Annotated in this window: 29 protein-coding genes; 19 read left to right on the forward strand and 10 right to left on the reverse strand. The window is 64.5% G+C overall.

The genetic code is table 11. The annotated features are described in order from the left end of the window. Nucleotides 1–6: 6 nt before the first annotated feature. Both JOE69_RS07490 and JOE69_RS07495 read left to right on the forward strand, forming a co-directional pair. Nucleotides 7–726 (forward strand): response regulator transcription factor, encoded by a 720-nt coding sequence (locus JOE69_RS07490; RefSeq protein ID WP_296364410.1) that lies wholly within the window; start codon nt 7–9, stop codon nt 724–726. A 19-nt stretch (nt 727–745) separates the two neighbouring features. After that, a complete protein-coding gene (locus JOE69_RS07495) occupies nt 746–2,221 on the forward strand; it encodes a sensor histidine kinase (protein ID WP_309797440.1) in 1,476 nt (491 codons plus the stop codon). Here JOE69_RS07495 and JOE69_RS07500 read toward each other — a convergent pair. Then, nucleotides 2,218–3,120: an RNase H family protein gene (locus tag JOE69_RS07500; RefSeq protein ID WP_309797442.1), complete on the reverse strand. Its 903-nt coding sequence runs from the start codon at nt 3,118–3,120 to the stop codon at nt 2,218–2,220. The two genes, JOE69_RS07495 and JOE69_RS07500, sit on opposite strands and share 4 nt — an antisense overlap. Before the next feature lie 239 nt (nt 3,121–3,359). On the opposite strand from JOE69_RS07500, the gene JOE69_RS07505 reads away from it, so the two are divergent. Then, on the forward strand, nt 3,360–4,385 hold the full coding sequence (locus tag JOE69_RS07505) for a LacI family DNA-binding transcriptional regulator (RefSeq protein ID WP_309797444.1): 1,026 nt from the start codon (nt 3,360–3,362) through the stop codon (nt 4,383–4,385). Between the two features lie 19 nt (nt 4,386–4,404). After that, entirely contained in the window at nt 4,405–4,620 is a 216-nt protein-coding gene (locus tag JOE69_RS07510; protein ID WP_309797445.1) for a hypothetical protein, read from the forward strand. Between the two features lie 91 nt (nt 4,621–4,711). Here the strand turns inward: JOE69_RS07510 and groL are convergent, their stop codons facing one another. Continuing rightward, nucleotides 4,712–6,340 (reverse strand): chaperonin GroEL, encoded by a 1,629-nt coding sequence (groL, locus tag JOE69_RS07515; RefSeq protein ID WP_296364405.1) that lies wholly within the window; start codon nt 6,338–6,340, stop codon nt 4,712–4,714. A 418-nt stretch (nt 6,341–6,758) separates the two neighbouring features. Here groL and JOE69_RS07520 point away from each other — a divergent pair, with 418 nt between their 5' ends. Beyond that, nucleotides 6,759–7,217 carry a TM2 domain-containing protein gene (locus JOE69_RS07520; protein ID WP_309797448.1) on the forward strand — a complete coding sequence of 153 codons (459 nt, stop codon included), beginning with the start codon at nt 6,759–6,761 and terminating at the stop codon, nt 7,215–7,217. Nucleotides 7,218–7,296: 79 nt separating this feature from the next. Here the strand turns inward: JOE69_RS07520 and JOE69_RS07525 are convergent, their stop codons facing one another. The 3 genes from JOE69_RS07525 to JOE69_RS07535 form a co-directional block, all read right to left on the reverse strand. Further along, nucleotides 7,297–7,500, reverse strand: a complete 204-nt coding sequence (locus JOE69_RS07525) for a cold-shock protein (RefSeq protein ID WP_296364403.1) — start codon at nt 7,498–7,500, stop codon at nt 7,297–7,299. A 148-nt stretch (nt 7,501–7,648) separates the two neighbouring features. Further along, nucleotides 7,649–8,254 (reverse strand): LytR C-terminal domain-containing protein, encoded by a 606-nt coding sequence (locus JOE69_RS07530; protein ID WP_309797451.1) that lies wholly within the window; start codon nt 8,252–8,254, stop codon nt 7,649–7,651. A 55-nt stretch (nt 8,255–8,309) separates the two neighbouring features. Next, on the reverse strand, nt 8,310–8,603 hold the full coding sequence (locus JOE69_RS07535; protein WP_296364401.1) for a DUF3263 domain-containing protein: 294 nt from the start codon (nt 8,601–8,603) through the stop codon (nt 8,310–8,312). Nucleotides 8,604–8,797: 194 nt separating this feature from the next. Here JOE69_RS07535 and JOE69_RS07540 point away from each other — a divergent pair, with 194 nt between their 5' ends. The 3 genes from JOE69_RS07540 to JOE69_RS07550 all read left to right on the forward strand — a co-directional run bounded on the left by JOE69_RS07540 (nt 8,798) and on the right by JOE69_RS07550 (nt 11,347). Further along, entirely contained in the window at nt 8,798–9,547 is a 750-nt protein-coding gene (locus tag JOE69_RS07540; RefSeq protein WP_374709686.1) for a uracil-DNA glycosylase, read from the forward strand. A 29-nt stretch (nt 9,548–9,576) separates the two neighbouring features. Next, nucleotides 9,577–10,401 (forward strand): siderophore-interacting protein, encoded by an 825-nt coding sequence (locus JOE69_RS07545; RefSeq protein ID WP_309797454.1) that lies wholly within the window; start codon nt 9,577–9,579, stop codon nt 10,399–10,401. Nucleotides 10,402–10,462: 61 nt separating this feature from the next. Next, the gene (locus JOE69_RS07550; protein ID WP_309797456.1) at nt 10,463–11,347 is read left to right on the forward strand and encodes an Fpg/Nei family DNA glycosylase; all 885 of its coding nucleotides are present in this window, start codon (nt 10,463–10,465) and stop codon (nt 11,345–11,347) included. 24 nt (nt 11,348–11,371) lie between these two features. Here the strand turns inward: JOE69_RS07550 and JOE69_RS07555 are convergent, their stop codons facing one another. Together JOE69_RS07555 and JOE69_RS07560 are read right to left on the reverse strand one after the other, a co-directional pair. Beyond that, entirely contained in the window at nt 11,372–12,895 is a 1,524-nt protein-coding gene (locus JOE69_RS07555; protein WP_309797459.1) for a threonine/serine exporter family protein, read from the reverse strand. A 7-nt stretch (nt 12,896–12,902) separates the two neighbouring features. Continuing rightward, complete coding sequence (locus JOE69_RS07560; RefSeq protein WP_309797461.1) at nt 12,903–13,982, reverse strand: lipid II:glycine glycyltransferase FemX; 1,080 nt, start codon at nt 13,980–13,982, stop codon at nt 12,903–12,905. A 168-nt stretch (nt 13,983–14,150) separates the two neighbouring features. Between JOE69_RS07560 and JOE69_RS07565 the strand changes: the two genes are divergently transcribed. The 10 genes from JOE69_RS07565 (at nt 14,151) to JOE69_RS07610 (ending at nt 19,167) form a co-directional block, all read left to right on the forward strand. Beyond that, nucleotides 14,151–14,645: an Asp23/Gls24 family envelope stress response protein gene (locus JOE69_RS07565; protein WP_296364396.1), complete on the forward strand. Its 495-nt coding sequence runs from the start codon at nt 14,151–14,153 to the stop codon at nt 14,643–14,645. Next, complete coding sequence (locus JOE69_RS07570) at nt 14,642–14,833, forward strand: hypothetical protein (RefSeq protein WP_296364395.1); 192 nt, start codon at nt 14,642–14,644, stop codon at nt 14,831–14,833. Before JOE69_RS07565 ends, JOE69_RS07570 begins: the two co-directional genes overlap by 4 nt. Next, nucleotides 14,830–15,207 carry a hypothetical protein gene (locus tag JOE69_RS07575; protein WP_309797463.1) on the forward strand — a complete coding sequence of 126 codons (378 nt, stop codon included), beginning with the start codon at nt 14,830–14,832 and terminating at the stop codon, nt 15,205–15,207. The genes JOE69_RS07570 and JOE69_RS07575 overlap by 4 nt, the downstream gene beginning before the upstream one ends. Next, nucleotides 15,204–15,836 (forward strand): hypothetical protein, encoded by a 633-nt coding sequence (locus JOE69_RS07580; protein ID WP_309797465.1) that lies wholly within the window; start codon nt 15,204–15,206, stop codon nt 15,834–15,836. The genes JOE69_RS07575 and JOE69_RS07580 overlap by 4 nt, the downstream gene beginning before the upstream one ends. After that, nucleotides 15,833–16,441 (forward strand): hypothetical protein, encoded by a 609-nt coding sequence (locus JOE69_RS07585; protein ID WP_309797467.1) that lies wholly within the window; start codon nt 15,833–15,835, stop codon nt 16,439–16,441. The genes JOE69_RS07580 and JOE69_RS07585 overlap by 4 nt, the downstream gene beginning before the upstream one ends. Nucleotides 16,442–16,486: 45 nt before the next feature. After that, nucleotides 16,487–16,753, forward strand: coding sequence for a CsbD family protein (locus JOE69_RS07590; protein WP_296364391.1), 267 nt, complete (start codon nt 16,487–16,489; stop codon nt 16,751–16,753). Between the two features lie 92 nt (nt 16,754–16,845). Further along, complete coding sequence (locus JOE69_RS07595; RefSeq protein ID WP_309797470.1) at nt 16,846–17,424, forward strand: RNA polymerase sigma factor; 579 nt, start codon at nt 16,846–16,848, stop codon at nt 17,422–17,424. After that, nucleotides 17,421–18,026 carry a hypothetical protein gene (locus JOE69_RS07600; RefSeq protein WP_296364389.1) on the forward strand — a complete coding sequence of 202 codons (606 nt, stop codon included), beginning with the start codon at nt 17,421–17,423 and terminating at the stop codon, nt 18,024–18,026. The genes JOE69_RS07595 and JOE69_RS07600 overlap by 4 nt, the downstream gene beginning before the upstream one ends. Beyond that, nucleotides 18,023–18,379, forward strand: coding sequence for a hypothetical protein (locus JOE69_RS07605; RefSeq protein WP_309797472.1), 357 nt, complete (start codon nt 18,023–18,025; stop codon nt 18,377–18,379). Before JOE69_RS07600 ends, JOE69_RS07605 begins: the two co-directional genes overlap by 4 nt. Beyond that, entirely contained in the window at nt 18,376–19,167 is a 792-nt protein-coding gene (locus JOE69_RS07610) for a copper homeostasis protein CutC (RefSeq protein ID WP_309797474.1), read from the forward strand. The genes JOE69_RS07605 and JOE69_RS07610 overlap by 4 nt, the downstream gene beginning before the upstream one ends. A gap of 24 nt (nt 19,168–19,191) precedes the next feature. Here the strand turns inward: JOE69_RS07610 and JOE69_RS07615 are convergent, their stop codons facing one another. The 3 genes from JOE69_RS07615 to JOE69_RS07625 are packed head-to-tail and all read right to left on the reverse strand — an operon-like array spanning nt 19,192 to nt 22,776. Then, nucleotides 19,192–19,434 (reverse strand): DUF2630 family protein, encoded by a 243-nt coding sequence (locus JOE69_RS07615; RefSeq protein ID WP_296364386.1) that lies wholly within the window; start codon nt 19,432–19,434, stop codon nt 19,192–19,194. A gap of 10 nt (nt 19,435–19,444) precedes the next feature. Beyond that, nucleotides 19,445–21,259, reverse strand: coding sequence for an ABC transporter ATP-binding protein (locus tag JOE69_RS07620; RefSeq protein ID WP_309797477.1), 1,815 nt, complete (start codon nt 21,257–21,259; stop codon nt 19,445–19,447). Beyond that, nucleotides 21,256–22,776: an ABC transporter transmembrane domain-containing protein gene (locus tag JOE69_RS07625; protein ID WP_309797479.1), complete on the reverse strand. Its 1,521-nt coding sequence runs from the start codon at nt 22,774–22,776 to the stop codon at nt 21,256–21,258. The genes JOE69_RS07620 and JOE69_RS07625 overlap by 4 nt, the downstream gene beginning before the upstream one ends. Nucleotides 22,777–23,011: 235 nt before the next feature. Here JOE69_RS07625 and JOE69_RS07630 point away from each other — a divergent pair, with 235 nt between their 5' ends. Next, nucleotides 23,012–24,415, forward strand: a complete 1,404-nt coding sequence (locus JOE69_RS07630; protein ID WP_309797481.1) for an MFS transporter — start codon at nt 23,012–23,014, stop codon at nt 24,413–24,415. The last annotated feature ends 8 nt before the right edge of the window (nt 24,416–24,423 follow it).

Below are 24,423 nucleotides of genomic sequence, written 5' to 3' on the forward strand. Positions count from 1 at the left end.
AGGATCATGGGAGCCGTGAAAAAGAATGGACCTGAAGCACGGCTCTTGGTCGTCGACGACGAACCGAACATCCGTGAATTGCTTTCCACTTCCCTGCGCTTCGCCGGTTTCGACGTGGTTGCTGCCGGCAATGGCCGCGAGGCGTTGAGCGCGGCGGAAGAACACAATCCGGACCTGGCGGTCCTCGACGTGATGCTTCCGGACATGGACGGCTTCACGGTGACCCGCCGGCTGCGCGCAGCCGGCCGGCACTTCCCGGTACTCTTCCTGACCGCCCGGGACGACACCGAAGACAAAGTCACCGGCCTGACCGTCGGCGGCGACGATTACGTCACCAAGCCGTTCAGCCTGGACGAGGTCGTCGCCCGGATCCGCGCGGTGCTGCGGCGGACCCAACCGACCGACGACGACGACGCGGTGATCCGGGTCGACGATCTGGAATTGGACGACGATGCGCATGAAGTCCGGCGGGCCGGCACCTCGATCGAGCTCTCGCCCACTGAATTCAAACTGCTGCGCTATCTGATGCTGAACCCCAACCGGGTGCTCTCCAAAGCCCAAATCCTGGACCATGTCTGGGAATACGACTTCAACGGCGACGCTTCGATCGTGGAGTCGTACATTTCCTACCTGCGCCGCAAAGTGGACACCGATCCGGACGCACCCGCGCTCATCCAGACCAAGCGAGGGGTCGGCTACGTCCTGCGTACGGCCGAAAAAAGGTAATCGAAGGTAACCGGTATCAGTGGTCAAGCTCTGGCGGCGGGCATCGCTTCGGACGCAGTTGGTGGCGATCATCAGCGCCCTGCTCGCAGTGTCCCTGATCGCTCTGGGATCGACGACCTACATTTTGCTGCGCGGATTCTTGATCGACCAGATGGATTCGCAACTGAGCATCGTGCAGTCGACGATCTTCGGCTCCGGATACACGCCCGATGAGGCGAAGAACAAAGCCCTGAACATCTACTTCAGGATGTCGGACAAAGACGGCAGAGTGGTGCTCGAATCGAGCCCCGGCCAGATCACCCCGGATCTGGACCCGCTGCCGCTGTCCGCCGCGATCGGCATGAACGGCAAACCGTTCGACATCCAGGACCGCCGGGATCCGACCAAGTGGCGGGCCGTGCTGGTGGCCCCGGTGGTGCTCAAGAACCTGCCCGGCCTGGAGCAAGGCGTCTCCGCGCCGGGCTACATCATGATCGCGATGACCTACGACAATTTCAACGCCTCGGTGGACCGGCTCGCGATGGTGATGATCTCGGTCGGGTTGACTGCGGTGGCGCTGGGCACCCTGATCGCGTTCTGGACCGTGAGCCGCTCCTTCCGACCGCTCGTCCGGGCGGAGCGGACCGCGGCCGCCATCGCCGACGGCGATCTGTCGCAACGCGTGAAGATCCAGAATCCGGCCACCGAAGTCGGCCGGCTCTCGGTGTCCTTGAACACCATGCTGGCGCACATCGAAGCAGCTTTCGACGCCCGGAAAGCCTCCGAAGGCCGGATGCGGCGTTTCGTCGCGGACGCCTCGCACGAGTTGCGGACCCCACTGGTGACCATCCGGGGCTTCTCCGAGCTGTACCGGCACGGCGCCCTGCAGGACAGCGACGATGTGGGCACCGCGATGAACCGGATCGAAAGCGAGGCCAAGCGGATGGGTGCCTTGGTCGAGGACTTGCTGGTCCTGGCCCGGATCGACGAACAGCGGCCGCTGCAAAAAAAGCCGGTCGACCTGCTGGTGCTCGGAAACGACGCGGCGGTCGATGCCCGAGCCTCCTCGCCGGACCGGAAGATCACCGTGATCGGCCTGGACGGCGGCCCGGCGACGAATTCGCCCACCCGGGGCGATGAGGCGCGGTTGCGCCAGGTCGTCGCCAATCTGATGGCCAACGCTTTGCGTTACACGCCGAAGAACACGCCGCTGGAAGTAGCGGTCGGCGTCGGCATCGAAGACGGCGTGCGCTATTCCACGCTGCAGGTGCGCGACCATGGTCCGGGCATCGACGACGCCGTGGCGCCGAAGATCTTCGAACGCTTCTACCGCGCCGAGTCGTCGCGGAACCGGGATACCGGCGGATCCGGGCTGGGCCTGGCGATCGTTTCCGCAATCGTCTCCTCGCACCAGGGCCAAGTCAGAGTGAGCAAGACCGAAGGCGGCGGTGCCACGATGACCGTGCAGTTGCCGTTCGAGAGCCCGGGCTCGGCGGACGACGATCCCGCAGGCTAAACCGGCCCGGCTTCCGGAGTGCTTTGCCGCAACCGCAACCGCCATTGCGCACCCTGCCTGCGCCACACCGAGGTCTGCAACAGTGGACTGCCGGTTTCAGCGCCCCGGTACAGCAACACGGCCATGTCGCCGTCGACCGTGGCACTGAACGGTTGCAGGTTCCGCGGCCGTAGCGCCCCTTCGGCGAGCACCGCTTCCCGGTCCCACCAACGGCCATTGGCGCCGATTTCTTCGAAATCCTCTGCGAGCAGCACTGCGGCCCGGCTGGCATCTGCGCCGAAAAGTTCCTGATCGTAGCCTTGCAGCAGGGCCAGCGGATCTGGCTGGACCGGCAATTCGTCGTCGAGCACCGAGAACAGATCCGGCTCTTCGGCCGGCCCGGTGGACGGCGTTGCCACGACCGCTCCGGAATCCTGCGGAGCGCTGGCCGCCTGGCCGGGGAAGCCCGGCCCGGCTTCCGGCTCCGTGCCGTTCTGATAAGCGGTCGCCACCGAACGGGCCCGCACGTCTGCGGCTTCATTGAGCTCGTGGCCGGCATGGCCCTTCACCCATTCGAAGCGGTAGCTGCGCCCGATCAGCTCCGCGTCGATCGCTTTGAGCAGCTCGACGTTGAGCACCGGCTTGCCGTCGGCCTTGCGCCAGCCCTTCCGCTTCCAGCCGGGCATCCACTTGGTGACGCAGTTGATCACGTACTGGCTGTCGCAGAGGATCTGCAACGGCTCCTCCGGCCGGTGCGCGGTGGCCCGGAAGAGATCCAGCACCGCCATCAGTTCGCCTTGGTTGTTGGTACCGTGCGGCCACCCCCCGGCTCGCCAAGCGGTTTCGTCGATGTACCAGGCCCAGCCGGCCGGCCCCGGATTGCCCAGCGCCGAACCGTCGGCGGCAGCGATGATCGTCATGCTGTTCATCTTCCCAGACCGACGGCCCAACCAAGGAATTCTCCCCAGCCGCACCCTCCAGCCCCAGGCGCGGCCAATTCGACGGTTCAGCGGGCCAGGACGGCCTTGCCCACTGAATGAGGCGATGGGACTGAATGAGGCGATTGGATGGCCCGGGTAAGGGTCTTGGCGCAGCTTCCGGTTTCCTGTATCGTTTTTCTAGAACGATTTTCTAGAACGATACAGAAAGCTCGTGCAGCATGCCGAACCTGAAGACCGTGGCCGAGCAGGTCGGGGTGAGCATCTCGACCGTTTCCAACGCCTACAACAAGCCGGACCAGCTCTCCAGCGAATTGCGCAGCCGGATTTTCGAAGCCGCCGCCGAGCTCGGTTACGCCGGCCCGGATGCCGCGGCCCGCACCCTGCGCAGTGGGAAATCCTGGACCATCGGCTTGCTGATGACGGAACGGCTCTCCTACGGCTTTTCGGACCCGTACGCGGTGCAGTTCCTCGCCGGCCTGACCACCGCTTGCGAAGCCCGGCAAATCGGCGTCCTATTGCTTCCGGTGGTCGAAGACGGCTCCGGGAACCTGCGGCATCCGGCGATCGATGCCTTCGCCACCTTCGGCCTCGACTCGGACCACCCGGCAGCACGGGCCTTCCTCGACCGGAACGTCCCCTTCGTCGGCGGCACGCGCCTCGACGATCCGAAAACCAGCTGGGTGGCCATCGACGAGGCTGCGGCTAGCGCTCGGATCGGCCAGCACTTGAGCCGGCTGGGGCATCGGAACGTCGCGGTCGTGGTCTCCGCCAATTGCAGCAGCAGCTATCAACGGTCCGAATTCGCCGGGCCGGAAGATTTGGCGGATCTCAACAGCAGCGCCCGTTTTGCCGGGCTTTCCGCGGCCATGCCGGAGGCGAACCTGCAGGTCTTCAACAGCGCGCCGAACAGCGTGGACGCCGGAAGGCTGGCCGGCGAGACCCTGCTGGACCAGCAGAACCGGCCCACTGCGATCATTTGCCTGGCCGACGTGCAGGCACTCGGCGTACTGGAGGCCATGAAGGTCCGCGGCCTGGCCCCCGGCAAAGACGTCTCGCTCACCGGCTTCGACGACATACCGGCGGCTGCGGCGGCGGGCCTGACCACCGTGCACCAACCGGCATTCGAGCGCGGCCGGCTGACCGGCGAGTTGCTGATCGATCAGGAACGGACGGACCGGCAAATCACCTTGGATACCCAACTGGTGGTCCGATCAAGCACCGGCCCCGCCCCCAAGCCCCTCTGATCCCCGAAAGGAGCAGGCCATGTTCCTGCCGTTCCAAGCCCTGGACGCTACCCGAGATCTGGCACGATCGGCGCTTCCCGACGCGGCCGTCGTCGAGCATGTCCCCGATGCGCCTCGCCGGGTCGGCGCGCTACGCCTCGGATTGGCCAAGACGCTGCACGCGCTGGCCGGTCGGATCGCGGGCGAGAACCGCCAGCAGTCCGCGGGACTGCGCCCCACCGAGTTGGCACACTGACCGCGCAGAAACGACAGCGTCCCGCTGAATCCGTAGATTCAGCGGGACGCCGTTTTCGAACTGGGTTTTCGAGCTGAAGAGCCAGGCCGGGTTAGAACCCGCCCATGCCGCCCATTTCGTCTCCGCCCGGCGCAGCCGGAGCGTTCTTCTGCGGCTTGTCCGCAACCACGGCTTCGGTGGTCAGGAACAGGCCGGCAATCGAGGCCGCGTTCTGCAGTGCAGAGCGGGTCACCTTGACCGGATCGTTGACGCCTGCGGCGAGCAGATCCTCATAGACTCCGGTAGCAGCGTTGAGGCCGTGCCCGACCGGCAAGCCACGCACCTTGTCGACGACGACGCCCGGCTCCAGACCAGCGTTGATCGCGATCTGCTTCAGCGGGGCATCGATGGCGACCCGCACGATGTTCGCGCCAGTAGCCTCATCGCCTTCGAGGTCCAAGGTTTCGAATGCTTTGACGCCGGCCTGGATCAAAGCCACGCCACCGCCGGGGACGATGCCTTCTTCGACTGCGGCCTTGGCGTTGCGGACCGCGTCTTCGATCCGGTGCTTGCGCTCTTTGAGCTCGACCTCGGTTGCCGCACCGGCCTTGATCACGGCAACGCCGCCGGCCAGCTTGGCCAACCGCTCCTGCAGCTTCTCACGGTCGTAATCGGAATCGGAGTTGTCGATTTCGGCGCGGATCTGGGCGACTCGGCCCGCAATCTGCTCGGCATCGCCGGCGCCTTCCACAATGGTGGTCTCGTCCTTGGTGACAACGACTTTGCGCGCCTGGCCCAACAGGTCCAGCGTGGCGTTTTCCAAGCTCAAGCCGACCTCTTCCGAGATGACCTGGCCGCCGGTGAGGATCGCGATGTCGGCCAGCTGGGCCTTGCGGCGGTCGCCGAAGCCGGGAGCCTTGACCGCAACCGACTTGAACAGCCCGCGGATCTTGTTCACGATGAGGGTCGCCAAAGCCTCGGCTTCGACGTCTTCCGCGATGATCAGCAAGGGCTTGCCGGACTGCATGACCTTTTCCAGGATCGCGACCATGTCTTTGACATTGGAGATCTTGGAGTTGACGATCAGGATGTAGGGATCCTCGAGGACCGTCTCCTGGCGCTCGGCGTCGGTGACGAAGTACTGCGAGATGTAGCCCTTGTCGAAGCGCATGCCCTCGGTGAGCTCGAGTTCCAGACCGAAGGTGTTGGACTCTTCGACCGTGATGACGCCTTCTTTGCCGACCTTGTCCAGGGCTTCGGCGATCAACGCGCCGATCTGGGTGTCCGCGGCGGAGATCGAAGCAGTGGCCGCGATCTCTTCTTTGGTCTCGACTTCCTTGGCGGAAGCCAGCAGCTGCTCGGTCACCGCGGCGACAGCCTTCTCGATGCCGCGCTTGAGGCTCAGCGGATCAGCGCCGGCTGCGACGTTGCGCAAGCCTTCGCGAACCAAGGCCTGGGCCAGAACGGTAGCGGTGGTGGTACCGTCGCCGGCGACTTCGTCAGTCTTCTTGGCGACTTCCTTGACCAGCTCGGCGCCGATCTTCTCGTACGGGTCCTCCAGCTCGATCTCCTTGGCGATGGACACGCCATCGTTGGTGATCGTGGGGGCGCCCCACTTCTTTTCCAGCACGACGTTGCGGCCGCGCGGGCCGAGGGTCACCTTGACGGCGTCGGCGAGGATGTTCAATCCCCGCTCGAGGCCGCGGCGCGCCTCTTCATCGAATGCAATGATCTTGGCCATGGAGGCTTCAGTCCTTTCGGGACAATCATGTGAGGAACATGACCAGACTTCGGCGCCCGCGACGGACGGCAACCCGGCCGATGAATTCGGTACATCGAGCCGAGCACCTCGCCGATCTGGTCGAATCCCCTGTCCGACTCGAAATTCTTAGCAGTCATAACAGGAGAGTGCTAACTCAATAATTAGCACTCGAGGGGTGAGAGTGCAAGCAGAGGACAGCGGAATTCGGCCGCTTAGGCTCAGCGCGAAATCGGCGCACTCCCCGAACCACTAGGTGGTTTCCCGGATTGACCCCCCAAAAAGGGCCAAAACTGTGGAGATCGCAATGTCGCCTGGCTAGCCTTCAGTGAGAGATACCTGCCGTATCGGGAATTTGCCCGAACGGTCAGTTCGACCCTCACCAGATGGAGCGATCAGCATGAGCGAGAAGCCAAGCATCCCGGAACCCGATTCCGAGACGGCCCGGCAGGAGCCGGCGGCGTACGGGACACCGGCGGCCTTCGGAACACCCCAGGCTTATCCGGCTCCAGCCAATGATGCGCCACCGGCCTACCCGGCTCCGCCACAGAACCACAGCCAACAGAACTACAACCAGCCGAACTACAGTCAGCCCGGCTACGCACCCGGGTATGCCGGCGCCATGGGCAAGAACAAGGTTCTGGCCGGGCTGCTGGGCATTCTGCTCGGGGCTTTCGGCGTGCATAACTTTTATCTGGGTTACACCGGCAAGGCCGTGGCCCAGTTGCTGATCACTGTGCTCTCGCTCGGGTTTCTGTCGTTCGTCTCCGCGATTTGGGGATTCACCGAAGGAATCCTGATTCTGATCGGCTCGGACAACTTCCGGACCGATGCCAAAGGCATTCCGCTGGTGGGTTGATCCCCGGACGCCCGGCGGCACAAAGCTGAGGCGGGGTCCGGCAGCTGCCGGACCCCGCCTCAGCTTTGGATCTCTACGCTTACGCGGCCTTCACTTTTTCGGCCTGCGGGCCTTTCGGTCCCTGCCCGACGTCGAACTGGACCCGCTGCCCCTCGTCGAGCGAGCGGTAGCCTTCCATTTCAATTGCGGACCAATGCACGAAGACGTCGCCGCCATCGTCATCGACCGTGATGAAGCCGAAGCCTTTTTCAGCGTTGAACCATTTGACGGTTCCTTGCGCCATGGTGTTCCCCTTGCATCGTCCTGAAGCATCCGCACTGCATTGCACGGACCTTGGCTCCCAACTGTAACCAAAATCACGTCGATATTGCGGGGCGCGGGCTACGCAACGTCAGAATGTTATCCAGACGTGACCGGCCATTGCCTGCGGATTACTGCGCGCCGGGCCCGAGCACAACGGCGAGCGGAATGCCGAGATCGGCCGTATCCACCAGCCGGGTGATGCCCAATAAGGCACCCAGCGCGTCGGCATTGGGCTTCTGGGCCGCGCCGTTGTAGAAAATCACCGAGCTGGGTTGGGCATAACCTTGCCAATTGGCGCTCAGCGGAACCGTCCAACCGTCGGCGCGGACCTGCTGGGCCACCCGGGCGCTCAAGCCGCTGATCGTGGTGGCGTTGTAGACGTTGACCGGCTGGGTCTTGTCGACCGGCGGAGGCGGCGGAGTCGTCGGAGTGCTCGGCGCCGTCGGAGTAGCCGGCGGAGTACTTGCCGCGCTGCTGCTCGGACTCGGCGAATCGGCGGTTGCCGAGTTGCTGGGGCTCTGCCCGCTGCTGCTCTCGCCGCTGGCCGCAGGCGCGGTGCCGATGAGCCGGGGGATGACCAGGAATGCCGCCGCGCCGATCAGCAGCGCCACTACGGCGAAGGCCACAATCGGCCAAAGGCCGGGCCGGGGCGCATCCATCGCGGTGCGATGCACTCCCTGCCGAGAAGAGGATTCCGGGACGTTGTCGAATTCATCCCGCGGGTATTTGCTCATCTGTGTAGCGCGTCCTTCAATGCCGTGTCTGCCCTCGACGGCCGGTGTTGGACCGTCAGTTTCCCAGGCGGCGAGCCGTCCTGGCGCGTTGGCGCGTGCTACGTAGTCTACGCAATCTCTTGACCAGCATGGGGTCATAGGCCAGCGCGTCATCGGTGTCGATGAGCGCATTGAGGATCTGGTAGTAGTGCGTGGCGGACAGATCGAAGAGCTCGCGGATCGCCTGTTCCTTGGCTCCGGCGTACTTCCACCAGTGCCGTTCCAGCGCCAGCACTTGCTGATCGCGCTCGCTCAAAGCAGTGTCCCCGGGGTGGATTCCGGCGTTGAGGTCTTCGAGTGTTACTGCCACCGATTCGGCCACGACACTCCCCTATCTGCTTGTTCCGAGCTGTTGCGTTCTTTCCATGATAATGGCGAATCACACCGTTGTCATTCGCCCCCAGAACGAAACCCGACGCGCGGGAAGTCGCGGGAAATGGCGGGGCGTTATGGGGATGTGCAGGAGGCCGGGCGGGGCGGGGCGAAATCTGGAAGAATTGGCCTGTGCCGTCGAATCTGAGCAACCGCGAAGCCCTGGACCTGTTGGCCACCGACCCGTTGAGCAGCTTCAGCCCGGATTGGGCCGCCGCGCTGTCCGCGCTGGAACCCCAGTTCAAGGAGATGGGGGCATTCCTGAAAACCGAATTCGCCGCCGCCCAGGAGGCCGACGGCGGCCCGGGTTTCCTGCCTGCGCCCAAGCACGTGCTCCGGGCCTTCGAGCAACCACTCAGCTCGGTCAAAGTATTGGTGGTGGGCCAGGACCCCTACCCCACCTTCGGGCACCCGATCGGCCTGTCCTTCGCGGTCGAACGGGACGTCCGGCCGATCCCGCGGAGCCTGGGCAACATCTACAAGGAATTGCGCGAGGATCTGGGCATCGCGCCGGCCGAACACGGCGATCTGGGCAGCTGGTCGGAACAAGGCGTGCTGTTGCTCAACCGCGTGCTCAGCGTCCGCCCCGGCACCCCGGCATCGCACCGTGGGAAAGGCTGGGAACCGATCACCGAAGCAGCGATCAAAGCGATTGTCGGACGGCGCAGCGCGGCGGGTGCGCGCTACCCCCTGGTCGCTTTGCTCTGGGGCAACGACGCCCGGAACCTCACCCCGCTGCTGGAGGGCGCACCCACCGTGGCCTCGGCCCACCCCAGCCCGCTTTCCGCCTCCCGCGGCTTCTTCGGCTCCCGACCATTCAGCAAGATCAACGAACTGCTGGCAAAACAAGGCGCGGCACCGATCGATTGGCAGATACGTTAGGCTACTTAGGCAACCCTAAGGAGTCAGCCATGACCGTCGCACCAGCCGTGAAGCCCCGTCCACAGACCAGTTTGACCGTGCTCCGCACGGAAAAACTCAGCGAACACATGGTGCGGGTGATCTCGGGAGGCCCGGGTTTTGCCGATTTCCAGCCGAATTCGAGTACCGACCAATACGTCAAGATCCATTTCCTGCAGCCGGGAATCGAGTACCCGGAACCGGTGGATGTTTTCGCGCTGCGCGAATCGATGCCCCGCGAACACTGGCCGGTCACCCGCACCTACACGATTCGTTGGGTGAATCCGGAACAGGGCGAGCTGGCGATCGACTTCGTAGTGCACGGAGCCGAGGGGTTGGCCGGCCCCTGGGCGGCCGCGGCGCAACCCGGAGACCGGCTGATCGTCTCCGGACCGGGCGGCGGCTATGCCCCGGACCCGGCTGCGGACTGGCACCTTTTCGCCGGTGATGAATCGGCCTTGCCTGCCATCGCGGCAGCCATCGAGTCGCTCCCGGCTTCGGCCCGCGGCTTGGCCTTCATCGAAGTCGGCAACGAAGCCGATGTGCAAACGGTCCGGGCACCGGCCGGAGTCGAGTTGAACTGGATCTTCCGCGACGGCGATGCCGCCGGGACCAGCGGCAAATTGGTCCAAGCGGTAGCTGCTGCGGCCTGGCCGGACGGCACGGTGCAAGCTTTCGTGCACGGCGAGCGGGAACACGTCAAAGCACTCCGCGACGTGCTCTTCAAGCAACGCGGCCTGGAACGGAATCAAGTCTCGATCTCCGGCTACTGGGCCTACGGCCGCAGCGAAGACCGCTTCCAAGCCGAGAAAAAAGAACCGATCGGGAAGATCTAGCGATCCGTCGGCAAAAGCCGCCGGCCTTCATCTTGTCGGTGCACCGGGGCAGAATAGGTGCATGCCTGAACTGCCGGAACTGGTCGGACTGAGTTCATACTTGGCTGCGGAACTGCGCGGCCAGGTATTGGAGAGCTTGCAGATCGCTTCGTTCACCGCGCTCAAGACCGCCGGGATCCAGCCACCGGAGATGCTGGGCCGGACGGTCGAGTCGGTGCGACGGCACGGAAAGTTCCTCGATCTCGCTTTTGGCCCCTCGGCCGCCGACGACGCCGGCGCCCACTTGGTTTTCCACCTCGCCAAAGCCGGCTGGCTCAAGCTCGGCCCGAGGCCCGGGACCGGGCGCAGCGCTCCGATCAAACCAGGCGGTTATCTCACCGCCCGCCTGCTTTTCGACCGCCACAAGCTGGACTTGACCGAAGCCGGCACCCGGAAAAGCCTGGCGATCTATTTGGTCCGTTCTGCCGACGAGGTTCCCGGCATCGCCACGCTGGGGCCGGATCCGCTCGCTCCTGAATTCACCTTGGAATCCTTGAAGCAGATCCTCGCGCCGAAACGGGCGCAGATCAAAGGGGTGCTCCGGGACCAGAAAATGATCGCCGGAATCGGCAACGCCTACAGCGACGAGATTCTGCATTTGGCCAAATTGTCGCCGTTCGCACCCAGCAACGCCTTGTCCGAGGCGCAACTCGCCACTCTGTACCACTCCATCGTCACGATCTTGACCGCTGCGGTCAGCGCTGCCAGCGGCAAACCGGCAGCCGAGTTGAAGGACGCCAAACGGGCGGGTATGCGGGTCCATGCCCGAACAGGTGAGGCTTGCCCGGAATGCGGCGGCACGATCCGCGAAGTCGCGTTCGCCGATCGGACGCTGCAGTACTGCCCAGGGTGCCAAACCGGCGGAAAGCTGCTGGCCGACCGCCGGATGTCCAAACTGCTCAAATAACCGCCAGGCCCGGCGATCGCCGATTCAACGTCGCCGGTTGCGCCGGCCCTCCACGGAGAAGCTGCGCCGCCACAGTGGGCGGGCTACATTGTCGCCGAGCACCACACCGGCGGCTACGCCCAGAATCACCACCAAAGCATTGAACAGACCGGTCACGCCTTCCAAAGACGATTCGGTGGAGACGGTCAGTGCGAACATCGCCCGGAAGATCGACAGGCCGGTCAGCAAGAACAAAATCGACGGAACCGCGACCACGAGTTGCGGGGCGCCCAGGCGCAACGCCACGAATCGGGCCACCACGCCCACCGCGACGGCGGCCACAGCCGGCGCGAGCCGCGGACCGATGCCCAGCAAAGCACTGACGTAGAGCACCAGGTAGCCGACCAGCCCGGCCACTGCGGTCGGCAACAGCAGCTTCGGCAGAGTCTGCTCCGCGATGCCGATCAACACGGTGGCAAAGGTCACCAACAGCAACACCAGGTACAGCGGCGGCGGAACCGGATCGGGATTCTGCAGCAGATTCTGATTCTGGTCCGTCAGCAGCACACCGAGCACCGAAGCCACCGCGATGCCGGAGACGATCGCGCCGAAAGTCAAGAACACGGACAGGAAGCGGCCGGCAGCCGTCACCGGGAAGCCATTGATCGCATCCTGTACTGCGGAAACCAACCGGCCCGACGGCAAGAGCAGCAAAATTCCCCCGGTGATCACCGCGCTCGGTGAAATCGGTACCTGGAAGCCCGTGAACACCAAGGCGATCACGGTGATCAGGAACGCGCTGGCCGCCGTCGCGAAGAAGTCCGGAACCCGCCATTTGGCAAGCCGGCGGTTCAGCAGACTCACCAGGACCGACGATCCCAAAGCCACCAGGGCACCCCAAATTCCGCCGCCGATCACCCCGACGACGCAGGCCGCGAAGACGCCGCTGGCCAGCGTGACCATCCATCGGGGATACGGCTTGGGCTTGTTCAGGATCGCCTTGAGCCGCCGGTCCGCTTGTTCCCGGCTCACATCGCCGGCGACGATTTCGGTGACCAGTTGGTGGACTTCGGCCAGACCCGCGAAGTTGTTGGTCCAAGAACGCACCACCCGCAGCAGCGTGATCGGGGTGGCATTCTTCGGCGCATAGTTGATGTTGATCGACTGGTTGGTGATGTCCACCTCGACATTGCGCAGGCCGAAGGCCGCGGTGACCGCGATGATGCTGGTCTCCACCTCCAACGCGCCGGCTCCGAACCGGAACATCGTCTCCGCCAAAAGCAGGCTGAAATCGATCGACCTGCGCGCGGAGTTGTCCACCCCGCCGACCTGGATCGTCGGGTTCGCATAGGGACTGCCGGCCAACCGTTCGACGATGCTCATCGGTGCCGTGGGCGGCGCCTCGCTGCGCACTAGGCGGCGCAGCCCGCGCTTGGCCGCCAGGTTCTCCCGCGATTGCTGCACGGTCGGCACGGGTTTCGAGTTCGGCCGCGGATCGCGCTCCGCGGGACGTTTCGGCTCGCCGGAACCGGCTTCGCGGTCCGCCTGGCGATCGTCGTTTGCAACCATCGCGACCTCAGTAGAATTCTTGTCCGGTACGCCGGGCATTGATCCACCGGGCCAACCGCTCCCCCACGGTGGACCAAAGGCGATAACGGAATCCGTCCACCGGCAGGTCCCAGCAACCCACGAAATCCGTGACCGTCTTGTTGAACGAAGTTTTGAAAAGCCCCAGGCCATAGTAGGGATGGCTGGCATCTTTGATCCGATCCGCCGGTGGCGTGCCGCAGAGATCGTATTCGACGATCGGCTCCGGCAAATTCTTCAGATCATTCAGTGCCACCCATTGCACCAGGTGGGAATCGCCATAACGGGCGCGCTTGGCCGAAGAACCGCCGTCCTTGTAAGTGCCTTTACGCCCGTAATTGATCACGAAGGCGCCCACCACCACCCGCCCCTCCTCCCGGACGAAGTACAGCCGGCCCTGTCCGCGCGCCACGAATCCGCTCCAGAACTTCTGGTAGTAGGCGTATTCCCGGCTGCCCGCGGAACTCTTCCCGGCGAGCGTCTGCGCGCGGAGGTCGTACATGATCCGGTAGTTTTCCTCGTTCGGCTCCACCCGTTCCACTTCGACGCCTTCCCGCTGCGCCCGCCGGACGGCATTGCGGCCGCGCGAGGAGAGACTGCGCAGGATCTGTTCCGGCTCAGCGGTGGTGTCGATGAGCACCGTCGAATCATTCGGCTGCAGGTTGGGCATCTTGCGCAGGCCAGAAGCCAGCAACAGCGAGCGGGCGGCGTCGCCGTCCAGGAAGTCGGGCTCGATTTTGACCGCGAAGACCTTGAGCTTCTGCGCGGAGCTGAGTTTCCGGATCGCGTCCAAAGCCGCCGGCAGGTGTTCGACCGCGGCCAGATCCGGCCCCTTGGTCAGATACCAGAGCTTCCCGAAGAACGGGAACGACTTCTCCAACACCAAGTTGTAACTGGTGTACTCGGCCGATTCCAGGACCAGGAATCGCACCGCCCAGCCGTATTGGGCCTTGACTTCGGCAAAGGCCTCCGACTGCAGGAGATTGCCGCCCAAGGGGTTGGAGACGACTTTCTCATCCCACTGCTCCTGCTCCTCGGCGCTGGCAAAGCGTGCGGTAAAAATCGGCAATTGTCCCTCGCTTCATGGCCGGTTTCAGCTGGCTCCATATTCTATCCGGGCAGCCTGGATGGCTCGCACAGCCCAAGGTGATGCAGGTCACATAAATATCCCCGTGACGTTTCCGGACCGCACCACGACTTACCCATGAAGGCAACCCAAACGCATAAGGAGAATCTGATGAGCAACCAGCCCACAGCAGCAAAGCCAGCAGTCCAGAACGATGCGAAAGCCGCACAGAACCCGGACAACGCCGGCAAGACCACCATCGAAGACGGCGTCGTCGCGAAAGTAGTCGGCATCGCCACCCGTGACGTAGCCGGCGTGTATGCCCTCGGCGGCGGAGCAGCCCGGGCCATCGGAGCGATCCGGGACGCGGTCGGCAACACCGATCTGACCCAGGGTGTTTCGGTCGAGGTCGGCGAAAAGCAGGTAGCCGTGGACATCACCATGGTGGTCGAGTACCCGAAGCCGCTCAAGAGCGTCGCCGATGAGGTCCGTTCCGCCGTCTACTCCGCCGTGGAAGAACTGGTCGGCTTGGACGTGGTCGAAGTGAACATCACGATCAGCGACATCCACATCCCGTCCGAAGACAAAGACGATTCCCAGACCAAGGAAGAGTCCAAGAACACCGAGACCGCCAAGAACATCACCTCAGGGAGCCGAGTCGAATGAGCAGCACAGTCACCGGAATAGCAGTAGCAGCCGTCTTGGCAGCAAGCGCACTCGCCTGGGGCTTCTGGGGATTCATCCTGATGCTGATCTTCATGGCAGTAGGCGCAATCCTGGGCCGGGCGGCTGAAGGAAAACTCGATTTGCGCGGCGTGATCGATGCGCTGACCGGCAAGCGGACTTCCTCGTGAGCGCGGCCGCCGACATGTCCCGGACAGGTCAAGCCGGCTTCACCCGGATCACCCGGACGGCACTGAACCGGGTGTTGACGGCGGTCACTGCCGATGCTTTCGGCCTCAATCCCTCCCAGGTGAAAGCCCATGCCACGGACGACGCCGGTCGGCTGGCGATCGCGGTCAGCGTACCGATCGCGATCCCGCCGCTGGCCGCAATCGCCAGTGATGCTTCGGTCCTGGACCGAAGCGGCGGGGACCTCTGGCAGCGCTCCGAAACCGCTCGGCGGGAATTGGGCCAGCGCGCCGAAGAACTGACCGGTTCCATGGTCAGCCGGATCGACATCGAACTCAACAATGCGATCCTCCAAGGGAAGGCAACAGTTCAATGAGCACCACTACCGCAACCGAGCGCACAGCGGACCCCGGCAGGTCGCTCGTCGCACCGGCATCGGGCACTGCACGCATCGTCCGGCGCGAAACGCACCGCTCCCGGGCTTCCAGCTCCGTGGTCCTGGCCATCGTGCTGATCGCGCTGCTGCTCTGGCAGGGCACCGAAATCGTCCTGCAACTGCTCAGGCAACCGGCCCTGCTGGTCAGCCCCGACCAGCTCGCAACCTGGCTGAGCCAGGTCCCGGAGCGGACCACGCAAGTCGGTCTGATCGCCGCCGGAGCCGGAATCGTCCTCGTCGGCCTGATCGTGTTGGGCATCGCGCTCGGCTCGGGCCGGAAGGCCCGCCGGGTATTGGAAAGCGATCGTGGCGCAGTCGTGGTCGACGATTCGGTAGTGGCCGATGCACTGGCCCGTTCCGCGGGCACGCTTGCCCGGGTGCAACCGGAGCAAGTTTTCGCCCGGGTCAACGGCCGCAAAGCGATAGTGGACATCAGGCCCACCTCCGGAGTCCCGGTCGATCGGGAAGCCGTGCAAGCCGGGCTCCAGGCCGAGATCGCCGCATGGCGATTGGCGAAGAACTTCACGGCAACCGTGACCATCAATCCGCAAGGAGCTGTAGGCGTATGAATGCCACCCGTCGTGGACTCAACCGCACCATCATCTTCCTGATTGCCGTGATCCTGATCGCCGTCGGGGCGGCGACCGCGCTGACCGGCATCTGGCCCACGGCCAAGCAGGCCTGGGCGGAATGGACCGGCCAGGCCGGGACATTCGTTGCCGATCAGTTGGCCGCCACCCGGATCCAGGCCTTCGGTCTGGAACTGAGCTGGCTTTGGGCCGCATTGCTGGCCGTGATGCTGCTGCTGGTGATCCTGTTGGTTTCCTGGATCAGCTCGCAGGGCGGCGGCCGGACCGCGATCCTGGATCGCGACAAAAGCGCCGAAGGCGAGGTGGTCCTGCACAACGACATTGCCGGCAATGCGCTGAAAGAGGCACTGTCCCAGGATCCGCGGATCCTCAGTACCGCAGTCAGCACCTGGAAGCTCCGTCGGGAGCCCGGCTTGAAGGTAGCCGTGCAGGCCCGCAAAGGAGCCTCACCCCGGGAAATCGCGGATTCCGTGGAGAACCTGGTTGCCGGCCTGGACCGTCTGATCGGCAAACGGATGCCGCTTCTGATTTCGATCAACACCGGTGTCCGCACCGGCTGGTCGCACCAGCATCGAGTCCAGTAGGCCTCGGTCAACCACCATGAGATAACCGATACAAAAGGAGAAAAAATGGGAATCGACGACAAAGCAGAGAACAAGCTGCAGGATCTGGCCGGAAACGCCAAAGAGGCAGCCGGGAACTTGACGGACAACAATGAGCTCAAGGCCGAAGGCAAAGCCGATCAGGCCGCGGCCGGAGCCAAGGATGCGGTTGAGAACGTCAAGGACTTCGCAGCCGATGCGGTTGAGAACGTCAAGGACTTCGCGCAGGACGCCGGCGCCAACATCAAGGCCGCAGGCGAGAAGTTGCTGGACGGTTTCAAGAAGAAGGACTAAATCCTTCCGCGCAGCAGGTCGGGCGCCGGTGCCATGGCACCGGCGCCCGACCTGCTGTTTCGGCAACCGGAATCCGAACACGGAGGGGTATGGTGAGCGAGAACCAATCGAAAGCGGGAACCGTGCCCAAAATCAACACCGCCAGCGATGCGCTCCTGGTGGAGCGGGCGCTGGACGGCGATGTGCGCTCCTTTGAAATCCTGGCTCGTCGCTACGCCTCGCTGATGCGGACCTATGCAACCCGATTGCTGGGGTCCAATGCGGAAGCCGACGACGTCGTCCAAGAAGCGCTGGTCGTCGCCTGGACCACTCTGGACAGCCTGGCCGAACCGGCCAAGGCCAAAAGCTGGTTGATGCGGATCGTGAGCCACAAGAGCATCGACCTGGTGCGCAAGCGCAAACCGAGCACCGATCTGGATTCGGTGGAAGTGGCCGCACCGGCGCGCGACTCTCCCGAACGGCAAGCTCTGGCCGGTTCGCAGATGAGCGCATTGTCCGAGGCGCTGGACCGTTTGCCGCCGATGCAACGACGATGCTGGACCATGCGGGAGATAGGCGAAAACAGCTATGAAGAGATTGCGGAGCAGCTCGACATGACCAGCACAGCCGTTCGCGGACAATTGGCCAGGGCACGGACCGCCTTGATGAAGGAAATGGAGGGGTGGCGATGAGCAAGAACCCTGAAACGCTCAGTTGCGGGCGCACCCTCGACCAACTCAGCGACTATTTGGACGCCGGCCGGCAGCCGGCGGATCCGTACATCGACACCTGCGCGGAATGCCAGGCGGCGCTGCATGCCCTGGAACAGCTCAATGCGCTCACCTCGGAACTCGTCGACCAGGATTCCCGCGAGCAATCCGAAGCGGATGCCGACTGGCTGGGCTCGATCTTCAGCAACATTGCCTTCGAGGCGCGTTCCGGACGCAGCATTCCGATCGACCCCGTGCTGCCCGAAGCCGCCGGCCCCGGCGACGAACTGAGCCAGACCGAAGGTGCGGTGATTTCGCTGATCCGGGCCGCCGGCGACGAACTGGACAACGCCATGATCGGCAGGTGCCGGTTGGAAGGCGATGTGACCGAACCGGGCGCAGAGATTAGGGTGGATATCCGGGTCACCGCCTTGTGGGGCGCCCCGTTGCAGAGACTGGCCAAGGAATTGCGCCGGAAGATCTATGCCGCATTGGCATTGCACACGCAGTTGACGATCAGCGGAATCGATATCGCGATCATCGACATCCAGCGGGCCGAGGAGTTGGGGGATGATAACCAGTGAGCACGCCTGAATCGAACGTTTCCCCCTCTGCCGGGCTGGTCGACGCGCTCAACGACGTCGTCCTGGCGGTAGCCGGAGTCAGCGAACTTTATCCGCCCAAAAGCACCTTGCACACCGCTGCGGACCAAGTCATCGCCTTCGTCCGCAGCACCGATGCGCCGCCGGTCCGGACCGTGGCTGTCGAAGAACTCGACGGTGGGTTGAAAGTCATCGCGCGCGTGGGCGTCGACGCTGGCTACGGGGCGCCGGGCGTGGTGGCTTCGGTGGCTTCGGCAATCCGGGGCTTCGTGGCTTCCCGGATCAACAGCGACGTGCCGTGCGTGGCGTCCGTGCAAGCGGTTTCGATCCAGTGAACCAGGCAGGCCATCCGGTACCGGTCCTGGAAATCGCGATCGCCTCGGCTGCCGGTGCCGTCGCCGCGCAGCTCGGCGGTGCCGATCGGCTCGAATTGTGCAATGCGCTGGAACTCGGCGGCGTCACCCCTTCCGCAGGACTCACCGCAAGCGTTTTGGCGGCCACGGAGCTGCCGGTGCATGTCCTGATCCGTCCGCGCCCGGGAGATTTCTGCTACGACGCTTCGGAAATCGGCACGGCCGAACACGAGGCCCAGCTGTTGGCCCGGCAAGGCGCTGCCGGCATCGTACTGGGTGCCTTGACCGGTGACGGCCAGATCGACGTGGCAGCAACTTCCCGGATCATCGCCGCAGCGAAGTCAGTCGCTCCGGCGGTGGAAATAACCTTCCACAAGGCCTTCGACCAGTCGGCTGATCCGTTGCCGGCCTTGCAGCTCCTGGCCGGACTCGGGGTGGACCGGGTGCTCAGCTCCGGCCAGGCGCAGCGCGCCCGGGACGGCATCCCGGTCTTGTCTGCGATGGCCGCACAACGCAGCGGCGTCCAAATCATGGCCGGCGGCGGGGTCCTTCCAGCGGATATCGCAGACCTTTCCCGGCTGGCCAGGGTGGACGCCGTGCACTTCAGCGCGAAGCGCCCCGGGCCGTCGGCAGCGAACGTCGGGATATCCCTGGGTTCTGCGGACGGCGCGGACCCCAACGCCTATTTCGTCACGGACCAGGCCCTGGTGCGCCAAGCCCGCGCCGAGATTGCGGCGTTGGCCGGCGCCGGTCAAAACTCCGGTCAATAGCTGCCCGGATGCCCGGACGGCGCACTACTGCCGGTAGCCTTCGACTTCCTGCACCGAGCGGAGTTTCGCATCATTCGGGTTTTCCCCGGCATCGATCCGGGCGCGGCGTTGGCGGAGCAAATCCCAGCACCGGTCGAGTTGGACTTCGAGATCCTGCAGCTCTGCTGCACGTTCGGCGGAGACGCCTTCGGAGGGGGCCTCCCGACGCAGGTCCTGTTCCCGTTGCACCAGCTCTGAAATGTGATCGTGGATCTCTTTGCTGTTCATGGTTCTCAGATTACGCCGATTCCACTCCGGACGCAGTCCAGGCATCCCAGAGCCCGCGGTAGCGTCCCGGCTCCGCGAGCAATTCCTCATGGGTCCCGTCCTGCACGATCCGGCCCTCCGCCATCACGATGATCCGGTCCGCAGCCGCCGCTTGGGAGAGCCGGTGCGCGATCACGACGGCGGTTTTGCCGGCGATCAACCGGGCGGCGGCCTGTTCCAAACTCCTCGAGTTGGCGGTGTCTTCCGCAGTGGCCTCGTCCAGCACCACGATTCCGGGATCGATCAAAGCGATCCGGGCGAGTGCCAGCTGTTGTTCCTGCACCGCGCTGAGCTGCTGCCCACCGGCTCCGACCAGCGTCGCCAAGCCGGCCGGCAGCTCGGCGACCCAAGGCCCGGCACCGACCTCGCAGAGTGCCGCATGCAGTTCCTCATCGCTGGCCCGGGGTTTGACCAGGCGCAGGTCCTCGGCGAGCGTGCCGGAAAAGACATGGGTCTTCTGGCTGACCGATGCCACCGAACTGCGCAACTCATCGGGAGCCAGATCGCTCAGCGGCACGCCGCCGATCAGGATCTGCCCGGACTCGGCTTCCCGGTCGCCGTTGATCGCCGAGCCCAGGGTGCTCTTCCCGGCACCGCTGGAACCGACCACGGCAACATGCTCACCGATGCCGATCTCAGTGGACACTGCATGCAGCACCGGGTGCCCGGGCCGATAGCTCACCACCAGGTCGCGCACCGAAATCGCCTTCGCCGCGACGGGGCCAACCAATGCGGCACCGGGCACTGGCCGCTGCGGAGCCTCGGCGATCGGCACCGACAGCACTCCGACCAGCCGGGTCAGCGCCGAGCCGGCCTGCTGCACGACGTCGAACAGTCCCAGGGCCAGGTTGATCGGGTTGAACAGCTGGGCGAAGAACAGCGCCGCTGCCGAACAGGCGCCCAAGCTCACCTCCCCGGCCGAATACAACCAGAAACCGGTGGCTAGGATGCAGCCGAGGCCGACGAATTCCGCGGCGTTCAACCGGCCGAAGAACACCGTGAGCACGCGGACCACTGATCGCTCCAAATCCACGGTGCGCCGCGAGCTGGCTCCGATCCGGCCCAGGAAGACCTCGGCCACGCCGAAAGCGTCGATCGTGCTGCGGCCGTATTGGCTTTGCAGGATCTCTTGCGCCCGGGCGCCTTCGGCGACGCGCTGTTCGGCATAGATCGGCGCGGATTTCTTCAGATATCGCCACAGCGTCCAAAGCTGCAACGGGACCGCGACCAGGCCGGCGAGCGCGAAGCGGTAGTCCAAAGCGGCCAGGCCGAACAGGGTCAGCACGATGGTGAAGGTCGCCGAGACGAACTGGGTGACGCCGCTCTTGGCCGCGCTGGATACGCGTTCGACGTCGGCGCTCACCCGGGAGACCACGTCACCGAGGCCGGCCCGCTCGATCCGGACCAGCCGGATCCGCATCAAATGCCCGATAACCTTTTGCCGCAGCCGGGCCAGAGCCCCTTCGCTGAAGCGTGCCACGAACGTGCCGCCCAACCAGGTGCAGACGCCGCCCAGGGCGGCAGCGCCGAGCAGCGCGCCCAGTGCCCAGAACATCGCTTCCTGCGGGCGGTTTCCGGTGACCACATCCACCATGGCCCCCACGCCGAGCGGCACGGCAAGCGTGGCGAGCGAAGCCAACAACAGGCTCAGCACTGCGAGCACACCGCTGCCGGCCCAGGGTTTGGCCAGGCGGAGCAGCTCGGCTGCCGCGGCCCGGCCGCTGGCCCGGGGCAGCAACGATTGTTCGCGGTCCGGAACCGGCGGTGCAGTTTTCGGGTCGGTCACAGCTGCACCACCCGATCGCAGATGTTGACCAAGGCCGGGCTTTCGGTGATCAGGACCGTAGTCTTCCCGGCGCGCATCGCACGGAGCCGGCGGGCGATGTCCCCTTCGGTCACCGAGTCCACCGCCGACGTCGGATCCTGCAGCACCAATACCCGGGGATCGGCGGCGAGCGCACGGGCCAAGCCGACCCGTTGCCGCTGGCCTCCGGAGAGCCATTCGCCGTCGTCGCCGATTCCGGATTCCAGGCCTTCCGGGAGCGCCTCGAGCAGATCGCCCAGGCAGGCGGTTTCGACGGCCTCGGCCAGCTGCCGGCTTCCGGCCGCAGCCAGCGCGACGTTCTCGGCCAAGCTGCCGTTGAAAAGCACCGTATGGTGTTGATCCACAAGGGTCCCCGGGCCACTGCGCGCGCCGAAATCAGCGACGAAGGCTGCCGCCCTGCGCGGATCCGGGCAGAGCACGGCGGTCAGCAACCCCGGCTCCGGCCGGGGGAACCCCGACTCCGGCGCAGTGCCGGCAGGATCCGGCGCAGCGTCGGCGATTCCGCCGTCCAGCAAGGCATCCGAGATGCGCAGCGCCGAGGCCCTGGCCTGCGCGGTCATGCTGCTGGTGCGGGCCAAAGTCTGCAGCGGCCCCAGCAGCAACTGGGCCAAGCCGAGCGCGGTGATCAAGGCCCCGATGCTCATCGCGCCGGACAACGCGAGCTGCCCGCCGATCAAGGCGATCACCAGCAGATAAAGCCCGTTGATGAAGACCGTCAAGCCGCTGAGCGCAGCCAGGCTCCCCGCCGCCCGGGTCGAATGCAGCCTGGCGGTTTGGCTTTGTTCCCGGTACCGGGAACCCGCGGCTTCGGTGGCACCGAGGGCTTTGAGCGTCCGCAGCCCTTTCAAGTAGTCCGTCGCCATCGACGCGGTCCGCGCCGCGGCTTCCTGCTCCGAGCTGCTGTGCCGCTCGAACGCCTTGGCCAGAAGCCCGACCAGCAGAAGCAACAACGGCGCACCGAGCAGGATGACCAGCGCCAAAAGCCAGGAAACGGTCAAAAGCTGCCAGCTCGCAAAGCCGATGACCGCCACCGCGGCGACCCCGAAGGAGACCACACCGGCGAAATCACCGACCCGTTGGGCATCCGAACTCGCGATGCTGAGCATTTGCCCCGACGTGCGTCCGGATCCTCTGCCTTGCAGTTCCCGATTCAATAGCCGCATCCGCAGGTCGTGCGCAATCCCTTGTTCATTGACGATGCTGACCCTCGCCCCGCCACGGAAGCAGAAGGACAGGCCCACGAAGACCAGTGCCAGGACGCCGAGCCAGAGCACCAGGTCGCCGACACTGCTGCGCCGGACCGCCAGATCGATCACCAAGCCGATCGAGATCGGGACCATGGCCTCGCCGATCTGGTGGCCGGTGAAGAGCAAGGCCGCCACGAGCACGCCTTTGCCACGCGGCCGCAAGAAGCTGCGCAAGACTTTCGCCGAGCTCGGACGTTCGGTCGGTACGGCGATCGCCCCATCGTGGGGCACAGGTCTAGCCTCGGAAGTTTTAGGGGGCACAGCTCAACTCTAAAAGAATTCGAGAATGGCCGAAAGCCGCGAGTGCGACAATCTATGCCGATAATAGGACAAGCGGCATACCGGTCGGCAGGTATATTTTTTCTTCGGAACCGATTTTTCCGCCACCCAATGGCAGTCTGCATGTCGTGCCCCGCAGATACCGTCCCGCTACGAACTGCGACTGATTGTCTGAACGGAGTGACATATGGCAGTTTCAACGTCGAACAACGCCAATGGGCCGGCAGTTTCCGGGAGCAGCATCGAAGACCAGCTCGAACAGATGCCGGTGGGGCGGACCCATTGGAAGATCATCATCACCTTGGGGCTGGGGCTGTTCTTCGACCTTTACGGGATTTTCCTCTCCGGATCGATCGGCGTGGCGCTCACTAGCAATTTCGAGCTCAGCGAAGGACCGGCATTGAGCATCCTCGCCGCGGTGACGTTTTTCGGCATGTTCCTCGGTTCGGTGTTTTTGGGCGGCCTCGCGGACAAGATCGGCCGACGGCGCGCTTTCCTGTTGAACCTCGTCTGGTTCTCGCTGTGGTCGGTCGTCGCGGCCTTTTCGCCGACCTTCTGGTTCCTGATCATCATCCGGGGCCTGGCCGGCGTCGGGCTCGGCGCGCTCTATCCGGTAGCCGATTCCTACTTGCAGGAGATTCTGCCCAAGGAGCACCGCGGCTGGCTGGCCAGCTGGACCTATACGATTTCCTTCCTCGCGGTCCCCTTGGTGGGGTTCTTGGCGATCCTGCTGAACGGTGCGGAATTCCTGGGCGGCACCGGTTGGCGCTGGCTGCTGGCACTGGGCGGGATCGGCGGATTGCTGGTCTTGTTGCTGCGGCACAACCTGGTCGAATCGCCGCGTTGGCTCGCCGCCCAGGGCCGGGCCGAAGAGGCCAAAGCCGCGTTGCAGGTTTTCGCGGACGGCTCCGAGGTCAAACTGCTGCCGGTTCTGGCACTGGAATCGGCACCCTGCCAAGCCCAACGGCGTCGATTCTCGCGCGCACGGTGGAAGTCCCTGAGCCGCCCGCTGTATCGCAAACGCATGGTGATGCTGGTGGTTTTCCACCTCTTCCAGACCTTCGGCTATTTCGGTTTCGGGACGCTGGCCATGTTGGTGCTGCTGAGCCGGGGGCAAACCGTCACCAACTCGTTGCTCTTCATTTCGCTCTCTTTCCTCGGCTACCCGACCGGGTCCCTGATTTCGACGCCGCTCATCCAGCTGATCGAACGCAAGACCCTGCTGATCGGTTCGGTGATCATGATGGCAGCCTTCGGCATGGCGTTCGCGATCAGCACCGATGCCACTTTGATCATTGCTTTCGGATTCCTGCTGGCGCTGACCAACAACGTCTTCTCGAACGTTTACCACATCTATCAAGCCGAGATTTTCCCCACTGAGTCGCGGGCTACTGCGATCGGCTGGAGCTATTCGGTGTCCAGGTTGAGCAGCGCCGCACTGCCTTTCATCCTGCTCCCGGTACTGCACGCCTGGGGTCCGGTCGCGGCATTCTCGCTGGTGGCCGTGGCGCTGCTGATCGCCTGCGCCGCGATCGGCTTCCTGGGCCCGCGAACCAGTGGCCGGCCGTTGGCCGAGATCAGCCCGCTGTAGCGATCCTT

It is taken from the genome of Arthrobacter russicus, from assembly GCF_031454135.1.
In the GTDB taxonomy this organism is placed as follows: Bacteria; Actinomycetota; Actinomycetes; order Actinomycetales; family Micrococcaceae; genus Renibacterium; species Renibacterium russicum.

What these genes read in the sequence shown, in the direction of transcription:
- JOE69_RS07525 (WP_296364403.1), bottom strand. Translation starts at nt 7,500, where the DNA reads ATGGCGCAAGGAACCGTCAAATGGTTCAACGCTGAAAAAGGCTTCGGC.
- JOE69_RS07570 (WP_296364395.1), top strand. Translation starts at nt 14,642, where the DNA reads ATGAGCAGCACAGTCACCGGAATAGCAGTAGCAGCCGTCTTGGCAGCA.
- JOE69_RS07550 (WP_309797456.1), top strand. Translation starts at nt 10,463, where the DNA reads ATGCCTGAACTGCCGGAACTGGTCGGACTGAGTTCATACTTGGCTGCG.
- JOE69_RS07590 (WP_296364391.1), top strand. Translation starts at nt 16,487, where the DNA reads ATGGGAATCGACGACAAAGCAGAGAACAAGCTGCAGGATCTGGCCGGA.
- JOE69_RS07520 (WP_309797448.1), top strand. Translation starts at nt 6,759, where the DNA reads ATGAGCGAGAAGCCAAGCATCCCGGAACCCGATTCCGAGACGGCCCGG.
- JOE69_RS07500 (WP_309797442.1), bottom strand. Translation starts at nt 3,120, where the DNA reads ATGACGATCATCGCTGCCGCCGACGGTTCGGCGCTGGGCAATCCGGGG.
- JOE69_RS07565 (WP_296364396.1), top strand. Translation starts at nt 14,151, where the DNA reads ATGAGCAACCAGCCCACAGCAGCAAAGCCAGCAGTCCAGAACGATGCG.
- JOE69_RS07615 (WP_296364386.1), bottom strand. Translation starts at nt 19,434, where the DNA reads ATGAACAGCAAAGAGATCCACGATCACATTTCAGAGCTGGTGCAACGG.
- JOE69_RS07505 (WP_309797444.1), top strand. Translation starts at nt 3,360, where the DNA reads ATGCCGAACCTGAAGACCGTGGCCGAGCAGGTCGGGGTGAGCATCTCG.
- JOE69_RS07510 (WP_309797445.1), top strand. Translation starts at nt 4,405, where the DNA reads ATGTTCCTGCCGTTCCAAGCCCTGGACGCTACCCGAGATCTGGCACGA.
- JOE69_RS07490 (WP_296364410.1), top strand. Translation starts at nt 7, where the DNA reads ATGGGAGCCGTGAAAAAGAATGGACCTGAAGCACGGCTCTTGGTCGTC.
- JOE69_RS07545 (WP_309797454.1), top strand. Translation starts at nt 9,577, where the DNA reads ATGACCGTCGCACCAGCCGTGAAGCCCCGTCCACAGACCAGTTTGACC.
- JOE69_RS07630 (WP_309797481.1), top strand. Translation starts at nt 23,012, where the DNA reads ATGGCAGTTTCAACGTCGAACAACGCCAATGGGCCGGCAGTTTCCGGG.
- groL (WP_296364405.1), bottom strand. Translation starts at nt 6,340, where the DNA reads ATGGCCAAGATCATTGCATTCGATGAAGAGGCGCGCCGCGGCCTCGAG.
- JOE69_RS07530 (WP_309797451.1), bottom strand. Translation starts at nt 8,254, where the DNA reads ATGAGCAAATACCCGCGGGATGAATTCGACAACGTCCCGGAATCCTCT.
- JOE69_RS07600 (WP_296364389.1), top strand. Translation starts at nt 17,421, where the DNA reads ATGAGCAAGAACCCTGAAACGCTCAGTTGCGGGCGCACCCTCGACCAA.
- JOE69_RS07555 (WP_309797459.1), bottom strand. Translation starts at nt 12,895, where the DNA reads ATGGTTGCAAACGACGATCGCCAGGCGGACCGCGAAGCCGGTTCCGGC.
- JOE69_RS07585 (WP_309797467.1), top strand. Translation starts at nt 15,833, where the DNA reads ATGAATGCCACCCGTCGTGGACTCAACCGCACCATCATCTTCCTGATT.
- JOE69_RS07580 (WP_309797465.1), top strand. Translation starts at nt 15,204, where the DNA reads ATGAGCACCACTACCGCAACCGAGCGCACAGCGGACCCCGGCAGGTCG.